We start from the raw sequence: 23,158 nt of genomic DNA, 5'->3' as shown, positions 1-23,158 counted from the left end.
TGGAGTTCCCATAAATGTAGAGGCGATTCGCGAATCGCCTCTACATTTACAATAGAAGTCCTGCCGAAGTCCTAGAGTCTAAATGAATAAACTCTACAAATTAGATTCAGACTCCCGATATCCCCGTTCCCCTAAATATTGATACTTTGGGGAATTTGAGAAGGCAGCAAGAACTTATAAGGCATAATCCGCGAAGAATTTTTCTTAGTAATTTCCTTTTCGATATCTTTCAATCGATTTTGAAACTTACCCAGAGCCGCCTTCACTTTGGAATCCGTGAACTGTTTTTTGCCATAGCCCCCCAACTGAGTATAGTAGACCGCACCCAGCAAATAACAGACCTTAATTTGATTTTCAGCTTTTTCTAGGGAAGGTAGCCACTCCATCCAATCCATTGATTCATCTGGATTAGTTGGGGCCGGGGAATAAACCGCTAACGGAAAAGCTGGAGCATAAGTCATCAGTTCATTCTGGGGAAAATTCATCGCTGCGTGTTGAGCGCTGGCGATGAAAATGACACTACAGACCGTATCAATCAAATAATCCAAAGTTTTAATGGCACCCGAGGCATCTTCCCCAAAATTCTTGAGGCGACCGCCCGCATCAGACACTAATTCTTGGGCCCAACGTTGTAAATCTGCATCCGCAACAATCTGAGCATCACTGGTATAGCAAAGCCGCAAATAATCACTCACCCATTCATGAAGGGCATTCCAAATCAAGAAACCATCATCGCGATAGGGATACTCCGGTAACTGAGCGCTATTGGTGACCCCGCGACTAGCCAGAAGTTTGGGGAAGCTCACCTCATTGAAATTGTGAAGATGGCTTTGTGCGCCTTTAACCGCAATCAGGCCATCATTCTCGATTGTACTGGCGAGTAACTTATCAACGTCCCTTCCTGGGGCGATCAAGGTTTTATGAGCGCCATAATTGATTAAAACAGTTCCCTCAAAGTGAGGATCGAGCAACACCCGTAAACGGTGGGTCCGGGGTAATATCCGCTTAGTGGCTAGGACAAACGGTTCAATCACTAAGTGAGTCTGACCCAGGTGACTCACCAGTTCGAGATAGTTGACATTTGCCATTTGCAAGATGGTCTTAGCCACCATCCAACTCTCGCCCTTGAGTGGGGTAAAAACTGGCCCTGTACAATCGGCCCCAGGCTGGCACTGAATTGCCACCGGGAGCAAATTCCGCGATGAACAGCCTTGTGGGGGGACCGCAAATAGTCCTAAAGGCGCATAAGTATATTTTTGCTGGTCGGGAAATGTCCCATTTTCCATGCCTTCCAACATGGAATAATCGGCTTTATAGAGCCGCCCTTCCTTCACCGCTGCGGCCAGAGAGTCTGAAGTCCCGATAATCTTTGCATATCCTCCCTCTGGCAATTCTTGGGTGAGGCGGACTACGAAGGGGTCGCCCTCAGCAACCTGCTGTAGCATCACCGCATTAGGTCCTGCCACCTGCATATAGGCAAACACCTCATCCTCCTGAAACCGTGAACTAATCTTCGGTAAAGAGATCCGGGTAAATAATTGATTGTAGTCGTTCAGACTAGGTGCTGCCGCAAATGAATCCACAGAAAAAGAAACTTCCCCGGAGGTAGCTTGTTGCTCATCTAGCTCAATCAATTTGCCACTAGATGTAATCGCTTCCCGGAAGGCTGCCAGGAGGGAGTCTGAGATGCCTTCTGACTCTTCCGTACCCGAGGGCAAGCTAAAGGAAACCTCTTCCGAACTGGCAACTTGCTCATCAATTTCCCGGATTTGTGCTTCCAGTTCGGATTCCGGGGCGGAGGAAATGTCAAAGGACACTGAGGAGGAATCCACAGGGGCCAGTTCGTCAGAAATCTCTCGGGTTAAGGCGGCTAATTGTAACGCAACTTGCTCTAGGTCTTGGTCACTATCGGCAGATTGGATTTGTTGTTCTAGTTCTTCTAACGCTTGGGCTTTTTCATTGAGTAAGTCAAGATCTGCTTCTGGGCCTTCAGTCACGCTGAAAGAAACGAGTTCGCTCCCTTCGGTGACCAGTTTGCCAATGGCTTTATTCACCGTAATAACGGCAAGTTTATGCAGGACTAAAAATATCCACTTGGGATTGGGCAACTCTTCGAGGGGTAGATGCAAGCCGCTGTCTAACAAGGGTGGCCCTTCGGTCATGGCTAGAGGCGGAATATAATTATAATTATATTGATAGGCCTCACTCCCCAAGCCTTTGCGAATGGTGACGACTAATTTATACAAATTCAACAGAGTTTTTTTGACCGTAGCACTGTTCATGACGGTATAGGCTTGCATCAAAGATACAGACATATTTTCTCCTAGATTTACCCAGCATTATTTGTGGAATTCCCACGGATCATCCCTGAATTGCTCGCTGCTCGGTCTATCTGAAACCGGAGTTCTCTTGAGTTCATTAGAACTGTAGAACTGCTGTTAAAACTACCATATTCGCTCTAGGTTTTTTGTAACATTTATATAAATTTTGTGAAGAATACTTAACATAAGTTCAACTAATGGGAAAGCCGCCCAAACCCTTCTCATCTGAGGATTCAACCTGGAGCGAATAGCTGGAGACTCCTATAATTCCTGAGCTCAGAGAAAATTTAATAAATATTAAAGATTCTTGACGGCCAAGGGTAAGCTATGCTCCAATTAATTATCACTAAAACCTTTAACACTCCCATGCCGATTGAAACTGTACCCGGGACTAAGTTAAATTACTACCTGATCGCGTTTGATGCAAAAGGCAAAGAGCGAGAGGAAGAAGGCGGACTGATCAGCCAAAAAGCCTTAGAGTTCTTGAAGAATGAACCCATCACCGATGTATTCATCATGAGTCACGGATGGATGGGTGATATGCCGGCTGCACGATCTCAGTACAATAACTGGATTGGCGCAATGGCAAAACAAAGCGCCGACCTGGAAAAAATCAAACAGATTCAACCGGGATTTCGTCCCTTATTAATTGGCCTGCACTGGCCCAGCAAACCCTGGGGTGATGAAAATTTAACCAGTGCGAATGTGTCTTTTAGTGTGGGAGAAGAGGATCCGGTCGATCGCCTCGTAGATGAATATGCCGATCGCATTGCCAACACCGAACCGGCAAGAGCAGCATTAGAAACCATCCTGCGATCGGCGATGGACAACAACGACCCAGAGAGCTTACCCCCAGAAGTCGTCTCCGCCTACGAAGTCTTAAACCAAGAAACGGATTTGGGATCTGAAGGAGAAGGGGCCGCACCGGGTTCCGATTGGGATGGGTTCGATCCCGAAGAAGTCTATCAAGCCAGTTTAATGTCTGATGAATCCGTCAGCTTTGGCCTGGTGAGTTCAACAGCGAATAAGGTCTTGGACCCTCTGCGGCTGTTCTCCTTTTGGAGCATGAAAAACCGCGCTCGCCAAATTGGTGAAACAGCGGGATTTAACCTCTTAAAACAGCTTCAAGAGACCGCTGCGGACAGCGTGAGATTCCACCTCATGGGTCATAGTTTCGGATGCATTGTGGTCTCTAGCATCCTCAACGGACCGAAAGGAACGGGTGCTTTAGTCCGTCCCATAGATTCGGTACTTTTGGCACAAGGAGCCGTCTCCCTCTGGTCTTACTGCGCCAAAATTGCCTACGAACGTAATCGTCCCGGTTATTTCAACACCATAATCGCCCAAGGGAAAGTGGCCGGGCCCATCGTGGTCACCTATTCCGAGTACGACTATGCCGTAGGCCGGATGTATCCTCTGGCAGGAAAAATCGCCTTTAGTAGCGTAGACTTTGCTCCAGGGAAACTGCCTAAATATGGCGGAATTGGCAGCTTTGGTATCGCCGGAGATGACCTAAAAACGGAAGATATCAATATGCTCCCGGCTGATGGTCGCTATCAATTTAAACCGGGCACTATCTACAACCTAGAAAGTAGCCAATTCATTTGTGATGTATCCTCTGGATTTGGCACCGGGGCTCATAATGATATTGATAAACCAGAAGTGGCTCATGCCTTCTGGTGCGCAGCTTATCCGATATAAGGGCTAGGAAAAGACTCGGTGAAGTGCGGTTGAGTACGGGGAAACCCGAGGGCGACTCAACCGCATCCCATGATGCGATGATCGCGTTTGCATTGATTCTTAGTCCGGTGATTCAGGGTGAATCCCCGCTGAATGAGTCGTTATCCATAGAGGAAGCAAAGCAATGACGGATGAGCTATATTTTATTAATGGAATTAATGGGGCAACGGGAGAGTATTTACTGCCGCCCTTAACAGCGGAACAGATTTCTAAAATTGCCCAGGGGGAAGAGTTTGATCCAGAAGAACTCGACGAACTCCAGCGTAAAGATAAGGATTTCAACGACCCAGAAGCGGGCTTTGTCGTGATTGAGGGCGTAGACCCCACGAAATTAGAAGAAACAGGTTGGGGAGTTATTTTTGCCTACAATGCCGATCCAGCGATTAAAGATGCCCTCGGCGAACTGTTAGAACACCGCAAAAAGCAAGCTACCAAGAATGACGAGCGTTACTATCAGGAATATACTGGCCCCAGGGGTTATCGTCCTGGGGAGTCCAAAAGTCAATTTCTGTCCCGTCATGGTGTGGGACCCGGACCAGCAGACCCTGACAAAATGCCCTACTATCTCCTGATTGTGGGAGACCCCGCCACGATTCCCTATCGCTTTCAGTGCCAGCTTGATGTTCAGTATGCCGTGGGCCGGATTCATTTTGATACGATCGAGGAGTACGCGCAGTACGCCCGCAGTGTGGTCCAAGCGGAAACAACCAATCTGTCTCTCTCACGCAGTGCCAGCTTTTTTGGCGTCTGCAACCCAGCAGATGGGGCGACGCAGTTGAGCAGTCAAGACCTAATTGCCCCTTTGGCGGAATGGATGGTTCAAGAACATTCCGACTGGGATGTGAAAACGATTCTCAAGGAAGAAGCGACGAAGGCCCGGTTAGGGACGGTGTTAGGGGGGAGTGAGACCCCGAATTTGCTGTTTACCGCGAGTCATGGGATGGGGTTTCTCAAGGATCATCCGCTACAACTGCGGCACCAAGGGGCCTTGATATGCCAGGATTGGCCCGGTCCCAAGCAATGGCGAAAGGAAATTGCGGAAGATTTTTACTTTTCTGGGGATGATTTGGGCGAGGATGCGCGGTTACTGGGATTAATTGCTTTTCTGTTTGCCTGTTATGGGGGAGGTACGCCTCAACAGGATGAGTTTGAAGGGCACAATAAATCCATGTCCAAACGGCCAGATATTGCACCCTACCCCTTTATCGCCCAGTTGCCGAAGAAGATGCTGAGTCATCCCAAGGGGGGTGCTTTAGCGGCGATCGCTCACGTTGATCGCGCTTGGGGTTGTTCTTTTTCTTGGTCTGGTATTCGCGGTTCAAATGTCGAACGCCGCCAGTTAGCGGTATTTCAAAGTACCCTGAAGCGGATGCTGGAAGGGCATCCCGTCGGGTCAGCCCTGGAGTATTTTAATGGACGTTATGCGGAACTCTCCTCGGATCTCAATCAGGTACTAGAGGATATCAAGTTTGGTGAAACGCCGAATAATTCTCTGTTGGCGGGGATGTGGACGGCGAATAACGATGCGCGGAACTATGCGATTATCGGGGATCCAGCGGTGCGATTGGTGGTGAGTGAGGCTCCGGATGCCAATGGCGATCGCCCGACCATCGAGAAGATAAATCTGCCCACACCCACACCGCAACCGACTCCGGACACTGAGGCAACCGCGACCCAAGTACCGGGGACCGTGGACTTGAAGCAGGCTAAAACCCAGTTAGTGGCAGCCATAGAGCAGTTTATCACGAGTGCACAACAGGCTCCGAGCGAGCAGGGGGCGATCGCCCAAACCGCCGTGCCCATCGCTCAAGGTTTGTTAAGTGTACTCAAAGCATTGGGCTAATGGATGCGTAGTTGAGCCAGATATAATGTGAGTCTGGGCTGTATTACAGATAAAGAGTGGGGGCTTTCTTGCGAGACAGCCCCCACTCTTTTATGGATTGGTGGGTGGATTGTCAGGGGGGTTGATGTCATTGCATACTTGGCGATCGGTCTGAGCAGTCGGGTTGTTCAGATAGGTCTGGAGCCAACTGCAATTGAGTGACCGGATTTGATTCATGTCTCCAATCGGCCCCACACGGACGGTGTCGTCTAATAATCCCTGGCTCACCAGTAAAGTCCCATCCGGGCTGAATGCTAATTCCCATACCCCATTTTCATGCCCCTTGAGTGTAGTAACTTCCGCCCCGGATCTGTCCCAGAGTTTGATAATACCGTCTTCTCCACCCGTCGCTAACTTCCCATCTTGGCTAAACGCCACACTATAGATCGGGCCTTTATACCCCTTGAGTATATCTACCTCGTTGCCAGAAGAGGGTTCCCAAATGCGGGCGGTCCAGTCATTTCCAAGCGTTACCAGTAAATGTCCATCGGGGCTGAACTCCACCGAGCTCACGCCACCTTCATGGCCCTGAAGTTCCGGTAACGGATTGCCGGAGGAAGTTTCCCATATCTGAACGGTCCCGTCAGAGTCAGCCGTTGTAGCCAGTAAACGTCCATCGTGGCTGAACTCCACCAAGTCCACGCCACCTTCATGGCCCTGAAGTTCCGGTAACGGATTGCCCGAGGAAGTTTCCCATATCCGAACGGTCCCGTCAGAGTCAGCCGTTGTAGCCAGTAAACGTCCATCGGGGCTGAACTCCACCCTCCTCACGCCACCTTCATGGCCCTGAAGTCCCGGTAACGGATTGCCCGAGGAAGTTTCCCATATCCGAACGGTCCCGTCAGAGTCAGCCGTTGTAGCCAGTAAACGTCCATCGGGGCTGAACTCCACCCTCCTCACACCACCTTCATGGACCTTAAGTTCCGGTAACCGATTGCCCGAGGAAGTTTCCCATATCCGAACGGTCCCGTCAGAGTCAGCCGTTGTAGCCAGTAAACGTCCATCGGGGCTGAACTTCACCCAGCTCACGCCACCTTCAGGCCCTTTGAGTTCCTGTAACTTCTTGCCCGAAGAGATATCCAATATGACGATGCTGTTGTCCCCTCTCACATTTGCAGCCAGTACACTTCCATTGGGACTGATGACTATACTTCCGTCCCCTGTGCTATTCCTCTTGAATGTGGTTTGTTGCTGACTAGAGAGGCTCCAGATGCGGGCGGTGCTCTCATATCCCCTGGTAACGAGGAAACCGCCATCAGCGCTGAACGCCATGTTCTGGATACCACCTCGATGACCCTGGAGTTTAGCCCACTCATTGCCGGAAGTATCCCAGATCCGGGCGATGCCGTCGGATCCACCCGTCGCCAGTCGTTGGCCATCGGGGCTGAATGTCAAGCGATAGACCTGGCCTTGATGTCCCCGGTTGACGTTAGCTAACTCATTGCCCGCAGTATCCCAGAGGACGAGGCTGCCCTCGGACCCACCCACTGCCAATAGCCCATCACGGCTGAAACCCAGGCTTGTCACCCTTTCTTTATCAAGCTTGAGTTCAGGTAACGGTTTCCGAGAGCTATCCCACAGGGTGATGATGCCGTCATCTCCGCCACTGGCTAAACGTCCATCGGGGCTGAAGGCTATCTCAGCCAAGCCTTCATGCCCATCAAGTGAAGTGACCCGATTGCCCGTTACAGTATCCCAGAGATAGATAGTTTTCTCCCATCCACCGGTCGCCAATAACTTCCCATCGGGGCTAAACACCACACTATTCACCCAGCCTTCATGCCCCTCAAGTTTCTTTTTCAGCTTGCCGGAGGTCGTCTCCCAGAGGCTGGCCTTGCCATCATCGCTACCTATCGCCAATAACGTCCCATCAGGGCTGAACGCCATTGTATTCACCCATCCTTCATACTCCTCAAGTTTCTTTTTCAGCTTGCCGTCCGTCTCCCAGATGCAGGGTTTAGACTTGTAGTATCCGCTTGTTGCCAGTAAATTCCCATCCGGACTGAACCGGACCATCTGAAACTCGCATTCTTCTGCGCTTGCCTCACTTGCCTCAATTGTGTAGAACAGATTACCGGCCTTATCCCAAAGCCTAAGCGTGCCGTTCTTGCCACCATCATCAACCGTCGCCACTAAATCTCTTGTGGGGTGGACTGCCAAATCCAAAATTTTACCTTGATCACTTTCTAAACGGTTTATTTCCTTGCCTACACCAACGCTTTGATAAAGCGTGTCTTTGACACTCTGCTCTAAATCAGTCTGTGGCCATACCCTTTGCCAGAATGAATTCTTGAGTAGTTTCTGCGCCTGTATGCTGGCAATCCTGGCATCGAGTCCCTGATAAGTGGCGAGGTGGGATTCTGCCGATTGGACAAAAGACTCAATTTTCTGAATTTCGGCGTTTCGCCATTGATAACCCGCAAAGATGGCAAAGGCTCCACAGACGAAGGCGGCGCCGGTGGCGGCGAAGAGTTGGCGTTGTCGGCGTTGTTGTTCCTGTTTACGAAGCCGATCGCGCAATTCGACACAAGCCCCCACATATTCCGCCTCCAAGGGATTCAACCGCACGGATTTCGGTTGCTTCCACAAGCTCTCCGCATCCTCTAACCGTCCCCCCTGATGAATCAAATAAACATCCCGATCCAATTGCCCTTGATGCTGCTGCCAATCCGAGGCCGCCCGGGCAATACTCTCACGCAATTGCAAATCATTGCGGTTTTGGTCTAACCACTCCTGCAACAAGGGCCAATGGCGAATTAACGCCTCGTGAGCGACCTCCACTTCTAAACGACCTGTGGTGTCATTGCGACTGGTCACCACTAAGCGCGCCCCTTCCCCAGCCAACTGCTGCACCAGTTTCTTGGTCACATCTAGGTCACTCTCACTCGTTACCAAATCCTCTAAGTCCACTCGGCGACGGGTATCTCGTCGTTTTTCGCCAGATCCGGCAGTCTCATCTAAGCGAGTTAAGCGCAAAAAGATATTCTGGAGTTGCGGTTGCTCACTCTCGGGTAAGTTGTGATAAAAATCATTGGCGGTTTTGGCGATCGCCTGTTGCACTCCTCCGATCGCCTGATACTCTTCATCGCACAACCACCGCCCATGTCGTCGCTTCCACAACTCCTGCAAAGCATATTGCAACAAAGGCATCGCCCCGGGTTCTCCCTTGACTTCATTGAGGATGGCATTACTCAACCCCGCTTCAAATCGCAACCCCGCACTATCCGCCTGCATTTTCATGGCAATCACCAGTTCACTGGCTTCCATTGGCCCCACTAATTTCTGGCGGGTTTCTATGCGGGACCTCAAGTCCGGGTAAAAGGTACATTCTCCCAAAAAGTCCGCCCGCATGGTAATGACCACTTTCTGCCGTTGGGCAAATTTGAACAATTTTTGGATGAATTCTTGCCGGATGTCTGCGTCGTCACAGAGGGTAAACAGTTCCTCAAATTGGTCTACCACTAGCAGGGTTGGCCGATCGCTAGACTTCGAGAGGATTTCCAAGCGTTTATCCAGTTGGGCGATCGGGTCTCGCGTCGGCGTCAAATAGGCCCATCGCAGGTCGGGTTCCTCCTCTTTTAACAGAGGAATCAATCCCGCTAACACCACCGATGATTTGCCACTCCCGGATGTGCCAATCACCGCTAAGAAATTGTCTTTTGCCAATTCCTTTTGTAAGTTTTTAATCAACTCATCCCGACCAAAAAAGAATTTGTGATATCTTTTTTCCCCGAAAGAAGATAGACCGGGAAAGGGACATTCTGCCTTATAGTCCGGTGGCGCTTTCCCCAAGGCAGCGATCGCCTCAAACCCGATTTCCAGCACTTGTTCACAGAGCCCATCAATTTCACTTAACGCCTGGGTTCTCTCTTCTTTGGCGTTACGCGATTCGGCACCCCGGGTATTCTTCAGAATCTTAACTTGCTTGGAAAACCGGCGCTTGAGTACCGTAGCATTAGGCGATCGCTCTTCCAACAGCCGTTTGAGTTTCTCAATCCCATAGTCGATTTCTTCGTCGGTGAGGTCCCGGTTATCCAGGCGATCGCTAAATAACGGACGCCCTCCCAACCGGCTAAACAAAGCCGGAACCGTGATATCATGGCGTTTGCCCAATCCTGCGGTTGCCTCCTGTAGCGCCAAGTCTACTTCTCCCGACTCGCGCAGGCGTTGGTAAAAGTTCTGTCCTAAAACTAAGGCAGTTTCTACACTAACTTTCCGAGTCATTGCCACCACCGCAGGCATCCCCAATTGTCGCACCAGTCGTTGTGCTAATCCGCCTAATGCGCCTTCCGCCCTGGGGTCTGCGGTTTCACAACTGCATAGGAAGGTAAAGTGAGGTAAACTCCGCTGATGATTGCCGATGTTTTTCAGTTCCGTGAGTAGTTCTTCTGCGGGAACGGGTAGCACTTCGTCCTGTGCGGTGGCCCAATACAGCACGGTTTCCCCACTGGCAAGCAACTTGCCGTGACAGACGAAGTGCAGTAAGGTGTAAGGCTTCTCGGCATGGGTGAGTTGTTTGGACAACTCTTGCAGGGTCGGTGGACCGAGTGCGCCTTCAATCTTGTTGGCCAGGATGTCGTAAGGGATGTCTCCGAGGGCGGTTTTGACGCCGGATAGGACGCCTTCTACATCAAATGGGGTGAGTTGATATTTGCCTAAATTAGAAGGACTGGCGACAAGGACGAGGCAGCGTAGGTCTCTTCTGCCGATGGGGGGGAAACGGCGATCGACGATGGTGGGGATGTAGAGGGAAAAGGGGACGCGCTGGTCTCGCACTAGAATTTGCCAACTTCCATCGGCCTCTATCGGGGCGCACAGTCGTTCCCAATGGAGGGTTTTAATTTTATCGTTTTCGCCCGCTTCTATGGCCAGTAGGACTCTTAACAGGCAATCGGGACCGTTTTTGGAAAAGGCACGACTAAAGGTTTGGCCGACGCTGCCTTGAAAGAGGGCTTTGCCGAGGAGGGTGCCGTATTCTTTCTGGTTTTCCTGGTATTGGGTGAGAAGGGTGAAATCTTCCTGGGTCAATTTCAGGGTTTCTTGGGCGTGGTTGGTGAGTCCATCGGGTTGTTTGCACCGGACGACTATCGGCCAGCTATTTTCCCCAGATTGGCTTTGGATAGTAATCTCGAATTCAAACGCATTCATGCTGTTTGCCATTAGTTTTGATGGGGTTGACTAAATTCAAGGCAATAATTGAAGTCGGATGGAGGGGTCAAGCTGGGCAGATAACAGGTGTTCACCTGTTAATTATATCCACAGCTTTTAGAGCCAAAAACGTTTTCAGATTTTGATAAAAATAAGCGATATTCGTGGAGATATTGCTGATTTTTATCATCCAAGTAAACGAGGAATTTTATTGAGGCAAAATCCCTGAATTTTTATGAAATTGATTGATATAAAAAAACTCCATTGATTTTATCTGACCACATAAAAATCAACAATTCGGTGTGTAAAGCTGGCTTTACACACCCTATTTGTTGTTACCGTTGCGGCCAGATTTTGGCCTAAAACACCTCATCCCCGGTGGGTTCACGGCGGGGAGCTTGGTTCATTTCGTGCCTGAGTTTAGAGATGGCTTGGTAGACTTGTCGCCGGACGCGGTTGATTCCCCCGAGGGGTTGGTGTTCCGGGAGGCAGTGCCAAGGACTGAAGGACAAATTTTCGCAAAACTCTTGTTGTGCGGGAGAGTTGAAGGTTTGACGCTTAATGGTGAGGGTGGCGACTTTTTGAAAAGGCGATCGCCGCTCATCCCAATCAATCGTGCCATCTTCAATGGGCATTGTATAGGGGTCGGTTTGAAACTGAATTAAAAAATCAAACCGCGCTTCTGTTTCTTGCAAATACTCAATTAGCCCGTCCCGCAGATACTTCTCCCCATTAAAATTGGGTAAGTTTTTCAACGGAGGGGAAGTGGGGATCAGGGTAAAGCGAATGGCTCTCGGTCCCAACTTGTAGGGTAAGTTGCTCCAATATTGAACCGACAGTAAATTCGGAACCGGATCTTTAACACTCAATAGGGCGACAATAAATTCATGTAAGCGCCATTGGGCCGGATTTAAGCCAGGAAAGAAGAACCGGATCATTTTATTCTCTGCCCGTTTTTGAAAAAAGTCAAGGTAATCGATGGCATTGCGAATAAAAAAGACCGGGTAGTTAATTAACAAAAAGTCTTGGGTTTTTTCAAACTTTTCTTCAGGCAAGACCTTGAAGCCTTCTACTCCCATCAATTTGATGGCGATCCCTCGGACATCCGGCTTGTAATCGGGCCGGCTGCGTTCAAAGCCATTGGAAAACCGAATCCACACCGGATAGGTCCGGGGTTCCTTGAAGACCCCAAATCGGGCTTCTTCGGGCAGGTTTGGCTCCACGGTAAACTCGCCTCGGACGCACCCATGATCTTTGGTGTGTTGGTCTCGTTTGGCGGGTCGGTTTCCTTCGGGGTAGGTTTGAGCGATCATCGCGCGGGTAATTTGCTCGATCGCCTCAATAGCTGCGGCTTCCCCTGGAGGTGGGTACTCTTGGTAAAGTTCTAGTTTCTGTCCCTGACTTGACATGGGTTTAGCTCAATTGTAACTTGGATCCGAGTTGTAAAGAACTCTCTTGAACTCTGAGTTCAGTGGTGGCTATTATTCTATGCGAGTTAGCTGGGCGATCGCGCTAATTTTATTGTTAAGTTTTAAGAAGGACTTGCTCATGTCTCGGGGTTCATCTCGGGATAGGATCCAGCCCAAGGGTTAACCCGACAGAAAAACTTGACGGGTTGGAGTTGCCTAGCCACCACGGTTAGGAAGGAATTACTCCTCGTCTTGATGAAAAACTGTTACCCTGATTTTAGCTCAGACACCTGACTTCCATTGCAAAAATACTCAAACTAACTTAACAGGAAAAATTATGCTCTCTTTTGCGGGTTATGAAATATTAGAAGAACTTCACGAAAGTAATCATACGATTGTTTGTAGAGGCCGCAAAGAGGGCCAAATCCAAACGGAAATTCTCAAGTTCTTAAAAACCGAATATCCCTCTCCTACAGAAATTGCCAAATTCCGACATCAATATGAAATTGTCAATTCGTTAAGTATCCCAGGGATTGTTAAACCTTTAAGCCTGGAAAGCTGGGGTCGAGGGTTGGTTTTAACAATGGAAGATGCGGGTCCTTCATCGGTCCAACAACTCCTATCTACGCAAAGCATGGGCTTAGAAACCTTTTTTAAAATCGCGATTTCCGTGACGAAAAGCTTGGGAGAAATCCATCAACAATCCATTATTCATTTAGATATTAAGCCGCAAAATATTGTGGTGAATCCTGACCCCTTCCGAGTAACCCTAATCGATTTTGGCATTTCTACTCGTCTGGAACGCTCCCACCAAACCTTGAGTAATCCGAATTTACTTGAAGGGACTCTAGCTTATATGTCCCCGGAACAAACCGGGCGGATGAATCGCTCTATTGACTACCGCACGGACTTCTATTCTCTGGGTGTTACATTTTATCAAATGCTCACCGGAGAGCTTCCGTTTCCCACGACTGACCCGGTGGAAATGGTTCATGCTCATATTGCCAAACAACCGATTTCCCCCCACCAAGTTAATCCCGAAATTCCTCCAGTTGTCAGTGCAATTGTGCTGAAATTGCTCTCTAAAACCGCCGAAGAAAGGTATCAAAGTGCCTATGGGTTAAGCTATGATTTAGAAAAATGCTGGAGGCAATGGCAAGAAACGGGCCAGATTGAGGGGTTTACTCCTGGGGAACAGGATACCTCGGATAAATTCCAAATCTCCCAGAAACTGTATGGCAGAGAAACGGAAATTGCGGCATTAATGGCAGCGTTTGGACGGGTCAGCGGAACAGTCCAAGGTGCACCCACTCCAGAAACCCCTGGAACGGGAATCGAACTGATGTTAGTCTCAGGGTTTTCGGGGATTGGTAAGTCGGTGATTGTTCAAGAAATTCACAAACCGATCGCCCAACAACGGGGCTATTTTATCTCGGGAAAATTTGACCAATTCAACCGGGATATTCCCTATCAATCCCTGATTCAAGCCTTCCAAAATCTGATTCGCCAAATTTTAACGGAGACCCCGGAACGATTGGCGCGGTGGCAAGAGCGGATTGTCGAAGCGTTAGGAACAGAAGGACAGGTAATTACTGATGTAATTCCGGAATTAGAGTTACTGATTGGGGTGCAACCTCCGGTTCCGGACTTGCCGCCAACGGAAACCCAAAACCGATTTAATTTACTGTTTCAAAAGTTTATTGCAGTTTTTGCCCAAAAAGAACATACCCTGGTACTCTTTTTGGATGATTTGCAGTGGGTGGATTTGGCTTCGTTGAAACTGATTCAACGATTAGCAACGGCGTCAGAAAGTCAAGCTTTACTGGTGATTGGGGCCTATCGGGATAATGAAGTGGATGCGGCTCATCCGTTAATCTCGGCGATCGAACAGATGGAGAACCAGGGAGCCATTATTAATCGGATTGAACTGCAACCGCTCAAGTTAGAAGATATCAATCAATTGATTGCCGATACTCTGTACTGTTCGGTAAGCAAAAGTCTACCCCTGGCCGAGTTAATTGCCCAGAAGACTCAAGGTAATCCATTTTTTATAAACCAGTTGCTCAAATCGCTTTATGACAGTAATCTGTTAACCTTTCAGTTTCCAGATGGGGAAAGCAAGGGGGAGTGGTCCTGGGAAATGGACCAAATTCAAGCGGTGGGGATGACGGATAATGTGGTCGAATTAATGACCCAAAATATTCAAAAACTGGACCCAACGGTCCAGGAAAGTTTGAAGATAGCCGCTTGTATTGGGAATAGTTTTGATTTGAAAACTTTGGCGGTAGCCCGGGAACAATCCCAGATTACAGTAGCCCGAAATTTGTGGCCAGCAGTGCGCGAAGGATTCATCTTTTCTAGCAAGAATGATAGTTTTTTGCCGGAAAGTAGTGAAGAAACTGCCGCCTCCTTACAAGATAGCGATTTTAGGATAGAATACAAGTTTCTGCACGATCGCGTTCAACAGGCGGCCTACTCATTAATTCCGGAATCAGAACGGTCCCTTACTCACTTACAGATTGGCCAGTTAATTCTCAGTCATACGGGTTCTGATGAGCTAGAGTCTAAAATCTTTGACATTGTGACCCATTTGAATGCGGGTCGAGAGTCGATTTTTGACCTTGATTTTAAATTGGAAGTCGCTCGCTTAAATAAGATTGCTGGCAAAAAAGCGAAAGCCTCTACGGCCTACCAAGCAGCCGTCAAACATTTGGCGATCGCCCGGTCTTTGTTGCCGGAAACGGCTTGGAATACGGATTATGACCTGACGTTTACCCTCTATCGAGAACTGGCGGAATGTGAGTATTTAGCGGGGAATTTTCAGGGTGCAGATCAGCTATTTACCATTCTATTAGAGCGCGTCCTTGATAAATTTGACCGGGCTGAAATTTATAACCTGATAGTGCTGCTCACCATTACCCAGGAGCGATTTCAGGAATCGGTGGAAGCGGGATTAGCGGGGATGAAGCTGATGGGGTTAGAGATCCCGGAAACCGAGGAGGAATTGCAAGAGGCGATCGGCATTCAAATGCAGGCAGTGCAAGCCAATCTGAGCGAAGTTAATATTGCTGAACTCCTCCATAGACCCCCAATGGAAGACCCGGAAAAACAGGTTTGCATGACCCTTTTAGCCAACTTTTGGGGGGCTTCATTCGGCGGGGGCTACATCAATTATAATGTCTGGTGTGTGTTAAGCATGACCCGACTTTCCTTAACCTTTGGTCATACCGAAACCTCCGCCTTTGCTTACTCAGCTTACGGATTGATGCTGGCGCTGCAAAACGACTATAAAACCGGGTATGAATTTGGAGAAGTTGCCTTAAAACTGTTGGACAAATCCAAAACTCCTATTTTTGGCGGCAAGGTAATTAATTTGTTTTGTAATGCGGTCAATCCGTACCGGAAACCCTTTAGTAGCAATCTAACCCTGTACGATCGCTCTTACTTCATTTGCCGGTCCGTCGGGGATGTGATTTATGGAGTATGGGCTTTATTCTTGAGACTCTGGACCCGGTTGGAAATTGGAGACAATCTGGCAGAAATTTCCAAAGAAGTGGAGAAATCTCTGATTACCATTCGCCAGACCAATTATCAGAGTATGGTGTATGCTGGCCTGAATTTGCAGCACGCGATCAAGCAGTTTCAGGGGATTGAAAACGAGTTTAATGAAGTGGAGGGATTGCGATGGTGGCGCGAGGGCAATTTAATCAGTGGGGTGAACTGGTACTATTATTTAAAGACCCAATTTTTATATACCTTTGAACAGTATGAAGAAGCCCTCGCTATCTGTCGGGAAGCAGACCCACTGTTTCCGGCAAACTTTGGGTTTTTCCCTCAAACGAAACATCCGTTTTATTATGGTTTGGTATTAGCCGCAGTTTATTCTAAGGCCTCGGAAACGGAGCAGCAAGAGTATTGGCCGATTCTGGAAAAACAGCAGCAAACCCTCCAAAACTGGGCCGAAAACTGCCCGGAGAATTACCAGGATAAATGGTTGTTACTCTCTGCTGAAATAGCGCGTATTTCGGGGAAAGAACTGGAAGCGATGGAGCTTTACCGGCAGGCGATCGCCCAGGCAAAAGCATCAGGGTTTACTCAAAATGAAGCCCTCGCCAATGAACTAGCGGCCCAGTTTTATTTCCGCAAAGGGTGGGATGAAGTCGGCAAAGTGTATATCCGAGAAGCCACTTATAATTACCAGAAATGGGGTGCAGATGCCAAGGTTCAACAGTTAGAAACTAAATATCCTCAATTTTTACGCCGGGGTGGCTCATCCGGTTCAACAATTGATTCCTTTCAAACCGTTAACTCCTCCACGGGAAGCAGTCGCGGCAGTTCCCTGGATTTGTTTACGGTAATCAAAGCCTCGGAAGCCTTTTCCAGCGAAATTGTCCTCAGCAAAATGCTGGAGAAGTTAATTTTAATTCTCCAAGAAAATGCAGGAGCATCTAAAGCATTTCTCATCTTACAAACCCAAGACCGATTAACCGTTGAAGCAGCGGTGGTTTCTGGGGAAGAGAGGATGGTCCTGCAATCGATTCCCGTAGAAGAATGTCAGGACATTTCGTCCGCGATTGTCAATTATGTAGCCAAAACTCAGTCCGATGTGGTGTTAAATAATGCCACAAGGGAGGGACTGTTTACCCAAGACCCTTATATTCTCAAACATCAACCGAAATCGGTCCTCTGTACCACAATTCGCCATCAAGGGAAACTGATGGGGATTCTCTATTTTGAAAATAACTTAACCACCGATGCCTTTACCGGCGATCGCCTCGAAGTTTTGCAAGTCTTAGCCTCCCAAGCAGCTATTTCCCTAGAAAATGCCCTGCTGTACCGCACCTTGGAACAAAAAGTAGAGGAACGCACCGCTGAATTGGCGCAAGCGAATGCGGAAATTACCATTCTGAATGAGCGTCTCAAAGCGGATAATTTTCGCATGGCAGCCGAGTTAGATATCACCCGTCGCCTGCAACAAATGATTTTACCGAAACAGGCAGAACTCAATGCTATTTCCGGGTTAGATATTGCCGGATTTATGGAACCCGCAGAAGAAGTTGGGGGGGATTATTATGATGTGCTGCAATATCAGGACCGGGTGAAAATTGGCATCGGAGATGTGACGGGACATGGGTTAGAAAGTGGGGTGTTGATGATTATGGCTCAAACCGTGGTCCGGAGTTTATTGGAAGGGAATTTTACCAATCCCCAGGAATTTTTAGATGTTCTGAATCGCACGGTTTATCATAACGCCCAACGGATGAATTGTGATAAAACCATGACCTTGGCCCTGTTGGATTATGCTGATGGGGTTTTGCAAATTAGCGGACAACATGAAGAAGTTATAGTGGTGCGTTCCGGAGGAAAAGTGGAACGAATTGATACCATCGATTTAGGATTTCCTATCGCAATGGTGGAAGATATGGCTGAGTTTGTCACCACCGCCCGCATTGAGTTAAATCCAGGGGATGTGGTGGTGCTCTACACCGATGGGATTACCGAAGCGTTTGATATGAATAAGCAAGAATATGGATTAGAACGGTTAATTGAGGTCGTCCAGCAAAACTGCCACAAATCCGCTTCGGAAATCCAACAGGCGGTAATAGCAGATGTTAAGGAGTATATTGGGCAACAAAAAGTTTATGATGATATCACCTTGCTGGTGCTCAAGCAGAAGGGATAGATATTTTGGGGAGGTGAAGAAACCGGGTTTCTCCAACAAGTTACTGCTTTCTTGTCACAAATTTGGGCAAGAAACCCGGTTTCTCTTCCTTGACTTGGGGTGAAGAAACGTTTCTAGTCCTGTACCTGAGTTGAATATATGAATGTTTTTGAGATTACGATCCAACGCAAAAATGCCGATCGCTGGCCGATTGTGGTCAAATATAGTCGATCGCATGAACTGTTACCCCAGAGATCGGAAGGGTTGCTGCAACTGACTCCCGAGACCCTCCAGGAACTCACCCGCTTGCAAAAACGGCCCCGAGACTATGGTCGCACATTAGGGGCCGCCCTCTTTCAAGATGAAATCCGAGATGCCTTTGTCGGGGCCTTATACGAAAGTGAAGAACCCTTGCGGGTCTTACTGTTTATCGAAGCAACGGAGTTAGAAGTGCGAACCCTGCGCTGGGAGAGACTCTGCGCCCCCATTGACGATACTTGGCGACTGTTGGCGACGAATCAGCGCGTTTTGTTATCTTTATACATTCCCGCGATTACCGAACGCCGCTTTCCCCCTATCGGAAATCGGGATTTGCGGGCATTAGTCCTCGTTGCCAGTCCCGACTCCTTAGACCGATTTCGATTAGCGCCTTTTGATGTGCAGAATGCGGTGGATGGGGTGAGACAAGCGTTGGGAGAGATACCCTGCGATGTTTTGGCCCATCTCCCGGGGGCGGTGGGATTGCCAACTTTAGATGCCTTGTGTGAGCAACTCACTAAGCGAGAAACGCGCTATAGTCTCCTCCATTTTGTCTGTCATGGCAAGGCGATCGCCGAGGGTGAAACCGTGCTGTTTTGGGCCAATGCTCAGAATCAAGTGGAACCCGTGACGGCAACCCGCTTGCTGCAACGGTTAGCGGACTTAAATGGACCCAAGGGATTGCCTCACTTTACCTTCCTTTGTAGCTGCGAAACCGCCAGTCCTGATGCGGAAGCGGGATTAGGGGGATTAGGACAGCGATTGGTCCGGGAGTTGGGGATGCCTGCGGCGATCGCCATGAGTGACCCGGTTACGGTAAAAACCGCCTTGGCCCTCACCGGCAGTTTTTACCAACAATTGCGACAGTCGGGACAGGTGGATTTAGCCTTATGTGAGGCCACTGCCGGACTGGCAGAACGGGATGATATCACAGTTCCGGCCCTATTTAGCCGATTGGGGGGACGCCCTCTGTTTAGTGATAACCTGGACCGAGACCTCACCTGTGCAGAAATTGAGTATGGGTTGAACCGTTTACAGACCCTATTACAGGAGCGATCGCCGGTCCTGATTTCCCAGTTCCAGGCCCAAAAAGCCCTCCTAGAGCGAACCTTGGGGGCCGAGGCGGCGGTGTTGAACCTCCAAGGGCGTCAGGAACGAAATCAAGGGTTAAGTGAGATTAACACCCTATGCGATCGCGCGGTGGAACTGAGTTTTAATGCCTTAGCATTGGGCAAAACTCCCCCTCTCTATGACTCACGCTGTCCATTTCGCGGATTGAATGCCTTTCGCCCAGAAGACTGCGAATTCTTCTTTGGTCGAGAATTGCTGATCCAAAAGTTGCAACATAAATTAGCAGAAGACAACTTCCTGGCAGTTCTAGGCCCTTCCGGGAGTGGCAAATCTTCAGTAGTTCTGGCGGGACTAATTCCCTCACTTCAGAGACAGCAGAATGGACTACAAATGGCCTATATGACCCCCAGTACCGAGCCTCTGGTACAACTGGAGACGACTTTATCTAAAGTGCAGAATCAGCCGTTTGTGTTGGTGATAGACCAATTTGAGGAACTGTTCACCCTGTGCAGTAACAACAGCGATCGCCTGGAATTTATCGACCGTCTCCTGTCCCTGACGCAAAAACAGCCGGTGGTAGTCACCATGCGGGCGGACTTTTGGGGGGAGGTTGCGCCGTATCCTCAACTCAAAGAACGGATGCAGCAACGCCAAGAACTGATCGGACCGATGGATCTCACAGAGTTGCGGCGATCGATGGAGATGCAGGCAGAAAAAGTGGGATTGCGCTTTGAAGCAGACTTGAGCAATTCCATTCTGGATGAAGTCCGGGGAGAACCGGGGGCGATGCCACTGTTGCAACATCTGTTACTGGAACTCTGGAAACGGCGACAGGGGCGGTGGTTACGCTGTGAGGAATATCGAGAACTTGGGGGAGTGAGTCAGGCGATCGCCCAAACTGCGGACCGAGTATATTACAGTTTATCCCCAATGGAACAAACTCAGGTTCGGAATATCTTTGTGCGCTTAACCCGCTTAGATGACAGTGCAGTAGCGGGAGAGAAACGCCTGGATACTCGACGGCGCGTGACTTTGGAGGAATTAGTAACCGCAGGCGCAACCTTCCGGGATACGAAAAAACTGGTACAACGGTTGGCCGGGGAAGAGGCGCGATTGGTGGTGACGACGGTGAATCCTGCGACTCAGAAAGAACAGGTCGAAGTTGCTCACGAAGCGTTAATCCGCTACTGGCCGAGGTTGAATAATTGGTTAGATGAAGACCGAGTATATCTGCAACTGCGGGAGAGTATCCGTCAAGCGGCCTTAGATTGGGAACGGCATGGTCAATCCATCACCGATGATAGTTATCTGTTGCATCGCGGGGGACGGTTGGAGGATGCGGAACAACTGCGCGATCGCTCGTTGTTGCCGTTGAACCAAATTGAGCAAGACTATTTAGATGCTTGCATTTACTGGCGCGATCGCCAGATCCAGGAAAAAGAGGCGCGTAACCTCGTCTTCGTGGTCCAGGATTTACTCAACACAGACCTCACAAAAGCCTTGCGAATGGCCCAGACTGCTTATGGTCTCGACTGCGCCCATAATCTCCCCCAGGTTTCTCAAGCCCTGAGTGAGGCATATTATACTATGATTGCCAAGCGCGCCGGTTTGTATCGGGCCAATCTGCAACAAAATGCGCCTGTGAGTCGGGCAATTTATGCCCCGGATGGGAGTAAAATTTTGACCGTTCCCGAACAAGATAACACCGCCAAACTCTGGGATAGTCGGGGCCAATTGCTCAAGGAACTGGACCAAGGAAGTCCGATCCGCAGTGCTGCTTTTTCCCATGATGGGTCTAAAATTATTACCGTTGGGGATGAGCGCCGGGTGAAACTGTGGGATAGTGAGGGAAATTATATTAAAGACCTGATTGGTCACACAAAAGCGCCCAATCAGCCTTGGACCAATGTCAATCATGTCGCATTTTCCCCGGATGACCAAACCATTGTGACCGTCTCTTCCGACTACAGCGCGATTATTTGGGATGGGAATGGCAATCTGTGCAAAAAACTCACGGACCATCGGGATATTATCGGGTCGGTGAGCTTTTCGCCCAATGGGGAATACTTTGTGACCTGTGGGTTATGGAGTGATAGTAGTGCCCGACTGTATGACAAACAGGGTCAGGCGATCGCCACCCTCGGCCAGGATACAGCCACCTCCAAAAAACAGCATGGGTGGGAATGCGGGATTACCTGTGCCGCCTTTTCTCCCGATAGTCAAGGGTTAGTCACCACTTCCAAGGATTTTACGGCCAAAATCTGGGATATTCAAGGCAATCTACTCAAAGTTTTAGAAGACCATCGAGGGGATGTCAATCAAGTCGTGTTTTCCCCCGATGGCAATTTATTTGTCACCGCCTCCCAGGACAAAACCGCGATTATTTGGGACCGCCAAGGAAACAAACGGCAAGTGCTCACTCACCAAGACTCGATTCAGTCCGTCGCCTTTTCCCCCGATGGTCAATTTATTGTCACCGGGTCCGCCGATAGTCGGGCAAAATTGTGGGATTTACAGGGGAATTTGCTGTTAAATTTTGAAGGTCATGAATCCGGGATTAATTCCGTACAATTTTCTCCCGATGGTCAATCCTTGCTGACTGCTTCAGTCGATCGCACTGCTAAAATTTGGAACATCCAATCCCCCATAAACAGTCCCTCATTCTGCCATGAACAGAATGTAATTTCAGCCAAATTCACCCCCGATGGCCGTCAAATTTTAACCGCCAGTTATGATATGACGGTGAAACTTTGGGATGTCCAAACTCATCAACTCCTGAAAACTTATACCGGATTCGGTCCCGATCGCTATGGCAACAAACGAATTTATTCCCTGGATATTTCTCCCGATGGCAAACGATTCGTCACCACCGGAACCGACTATACCATTCGGATTTGGGAGATTGAAACAGGTCAAATTATCAAAGCCTGGACCGGAGAACATCAGCGAAGTTGTACCTATGATGGCTGGTGTGGCGCGACCAATGCCCGCTATTCCCATGATGGAAACTATATTATCACCTGCGATTTTGGCGGTCAAGCCAAAGTCTGGGACCGAGATGGAAATTTCGTCAAAAATTTAAACGAATCTGACCCAACTAAATCCCACCAGCAACCCGTCAATGGCATTGATATGTCTCGGGATAACCAATATATTGCCACTGGGTCTCATGATAAAACCGTCAGGCTTTGGAATTTTGAAACCGGGCAGTTAATGAAAGTCTTATCCGGACATCATCAAGCGGTCAACTGTGTCAAATTTGCCCCAGATAGCCAAACTATCCTCACTGCATCGGCAGACCAAACCGCCAAACTTTGGGATTTAGAGGGGAAAATTTTGGTCAATATTAAAGGTCATGCGGACAATGTTTCTAGCTGTGATTTTTCTGAAAACGGAGATTATTTAGTCACCGCTTGCCAGGATAAAACGGCTAAAATCTGGGATAAAAAGGGTAAACTAATTTACACCTTAACGGGACATACGGAAGGGGTCAATTCCGCCTATTTTTCCCCCGATGGACAAAGCGTCATTACTGCCTCACGGGATAAATCGGTGAGGGTTTGGCCGTTACTAGACCAAATTTATTCGGGGTTACAGGAAATGGACCTTTACTGTTTAACTCCAGAGGATTTGGAGGAATATGGAATTGATGCGGGATTGTGTCAAT

The 23,158-nt window shown here is 48.8% G+C and carries 7 protein-coding genes; 4 read left to right on the top strand and 3 right to left on the bottom strand.

From position 1 onward, the window contains the following. Window positions 1-131: 131 nt before the first annotated feature. Window positions 132-2,315: a lipoxygenase family protein gene (locus NG833_RS24670; protein WP_254567925.1), complete on the bottom strand. Its 2,184-nt coding sequence runs from the start codon at window positions 2,313-2,315 to the stop codon at window positions 132-134. A 333-nt stretch (window positions 2,316-2,648) separates the two neighbouring features. Here NG833_RS24670 and NG833_RS24665 point away from each other — a divergent pair, with 333 nt between their 5' ends. Further along, window positions 2,649-4,022: a hypothetical protein gene (locus NG833_RS24665; protein ID WP_254567924.1), complete on the top strand. Its 1,374-nt coding sequence runs from the start codon at window positions 2,649-2,651 to the stop codon at window positions 4,020-4,022. Window positions 4,023-4,185: 163 nt separating this feature from the next. After that, window positions 4,186-5,904, top strand: a complete 1,719-nt coding sequence (locus NG833_RS24660; RefSeq protein WP_254567923.1) for a hypothetical protein — start codon at window positions 4,186-4,188, stop codon at window positions 5,902-5,904. A gap of 90 nt (window positions 5,905-5,994) precedes the next feature. Here NG833_RS24660 and NG833_RS24655 read toward each other — a convergent pair whose 3' ends face one another. Together NG833_RS24655 and NG833_RS24650 are read right to left on the bottom strand one after the other, a co-directional pair. Then, window positions 5,995-11,103: a CHAT domain-containing protein gene (locus NG833_RS24655; protein ID WP_254567922.1), complete on the bottom strand. Its 5,109-nt coding sequence runs from the start codon at window positions 11,101-11,103 to the stop codon at window positions 5,995-5,997. 347 nt (window positions 11,104-11,450) lie between these two features. Continuing rightward, on the bottom strand, window positions 11,451-12,500 hold the full coding sequence (locus tag NG833_RS24650) for a catalase family protein (protein ID WP_254567921.1): 1,050 nt from the start codon (window positions 12,498-12,500) through the stop codon (window positions 11,451-11,453). Window positions 12,501-12,837: 337 nt separating this feature from the next. Here NG833_RS24650 and NG833_RS24645 point away from each other — a divergent pair, with 337 nt between their 5' ends. After that, the gene (locus tag NG833_RS24645; RefSeq protein WP_254567920.1) at window positions 12,838-18,183 is read left to right on the top strand and encodes an AAA family ATPase; all 5,346 of its coding nucleotides are present in this window, start codon (window positions 12,838-12,840) and stop codon (window positions 18,181-18,183) included. Between the two features lie 138 nt (window positions 18,184-18,321). Next, on the top strand, window positions 18,322-23,158 hold a 4,837-nt coding region (locus NG833_RS24640; RefSeq protein ID WP_254567919.1), incomplete at its 3' end, for a CHAT domain-containing protein.

It is taken from the genome of Oscillatoria sp. HE19RPO (assembly GCF_024220515.1).
In the GTDB taxonomy this organism is placed as follows: Bacteria; Cyanobacteriota; Cyanobacteriia; order Cyanobacteriales; family Laspinemataceae; genus Laspinema.
This window is presented reverse-complemented; position numbering and strand designations above follow the sequence as displayed.

What these genes read in the sequence shown, in the direction of transcription:
- NG833_RS24670 (WP_254567925.1), bottom strand. Translation starts at nt 2,315, where the DNA reads ATGTCTGTATCTTTGATGCAAGCCTATACCGTCATGAACAGTGCTACG.
- NG833_RS24665 (WP_254567924.1), top strand. Translation starts at nt 2,649, where the DNA reads ATGCTCCAATTAATTATCACTAAAACCTTTAACACTCCCATGCCGATT.
- NG833_RS24660 (WP_254567923.1), top strand. Translation starts at nt 4,186, where the DNA reads ATGACGGATGAGCTATATTTTATTAATGGAATTAATGGGGCAACGGGA.
- NG833_RS24655 (WP_254567922.1), bottom strand. Translation starts at nt 11,103, where the DNA reads ATGGCAAACAGCATGAATGCGTTTGAATTCGAGATTACTATCCAAAGC.
- NG833_RS24650 (WP_254567921.1), bottom strand. Translation starts at nt 12,500, where the DNA reads ATGTCAAGTCAGGGACAGAAACTAGAACTTTACCAAGAGTACCCACCT.
- NG833_RS24645 (WP_254567920.1), top strand. Translation starts at nt 12,838, where the DNA reads ATGCTCTCTTTTGCGGGTTATGAAATATTAGAAGAACTTCACGAAAGT.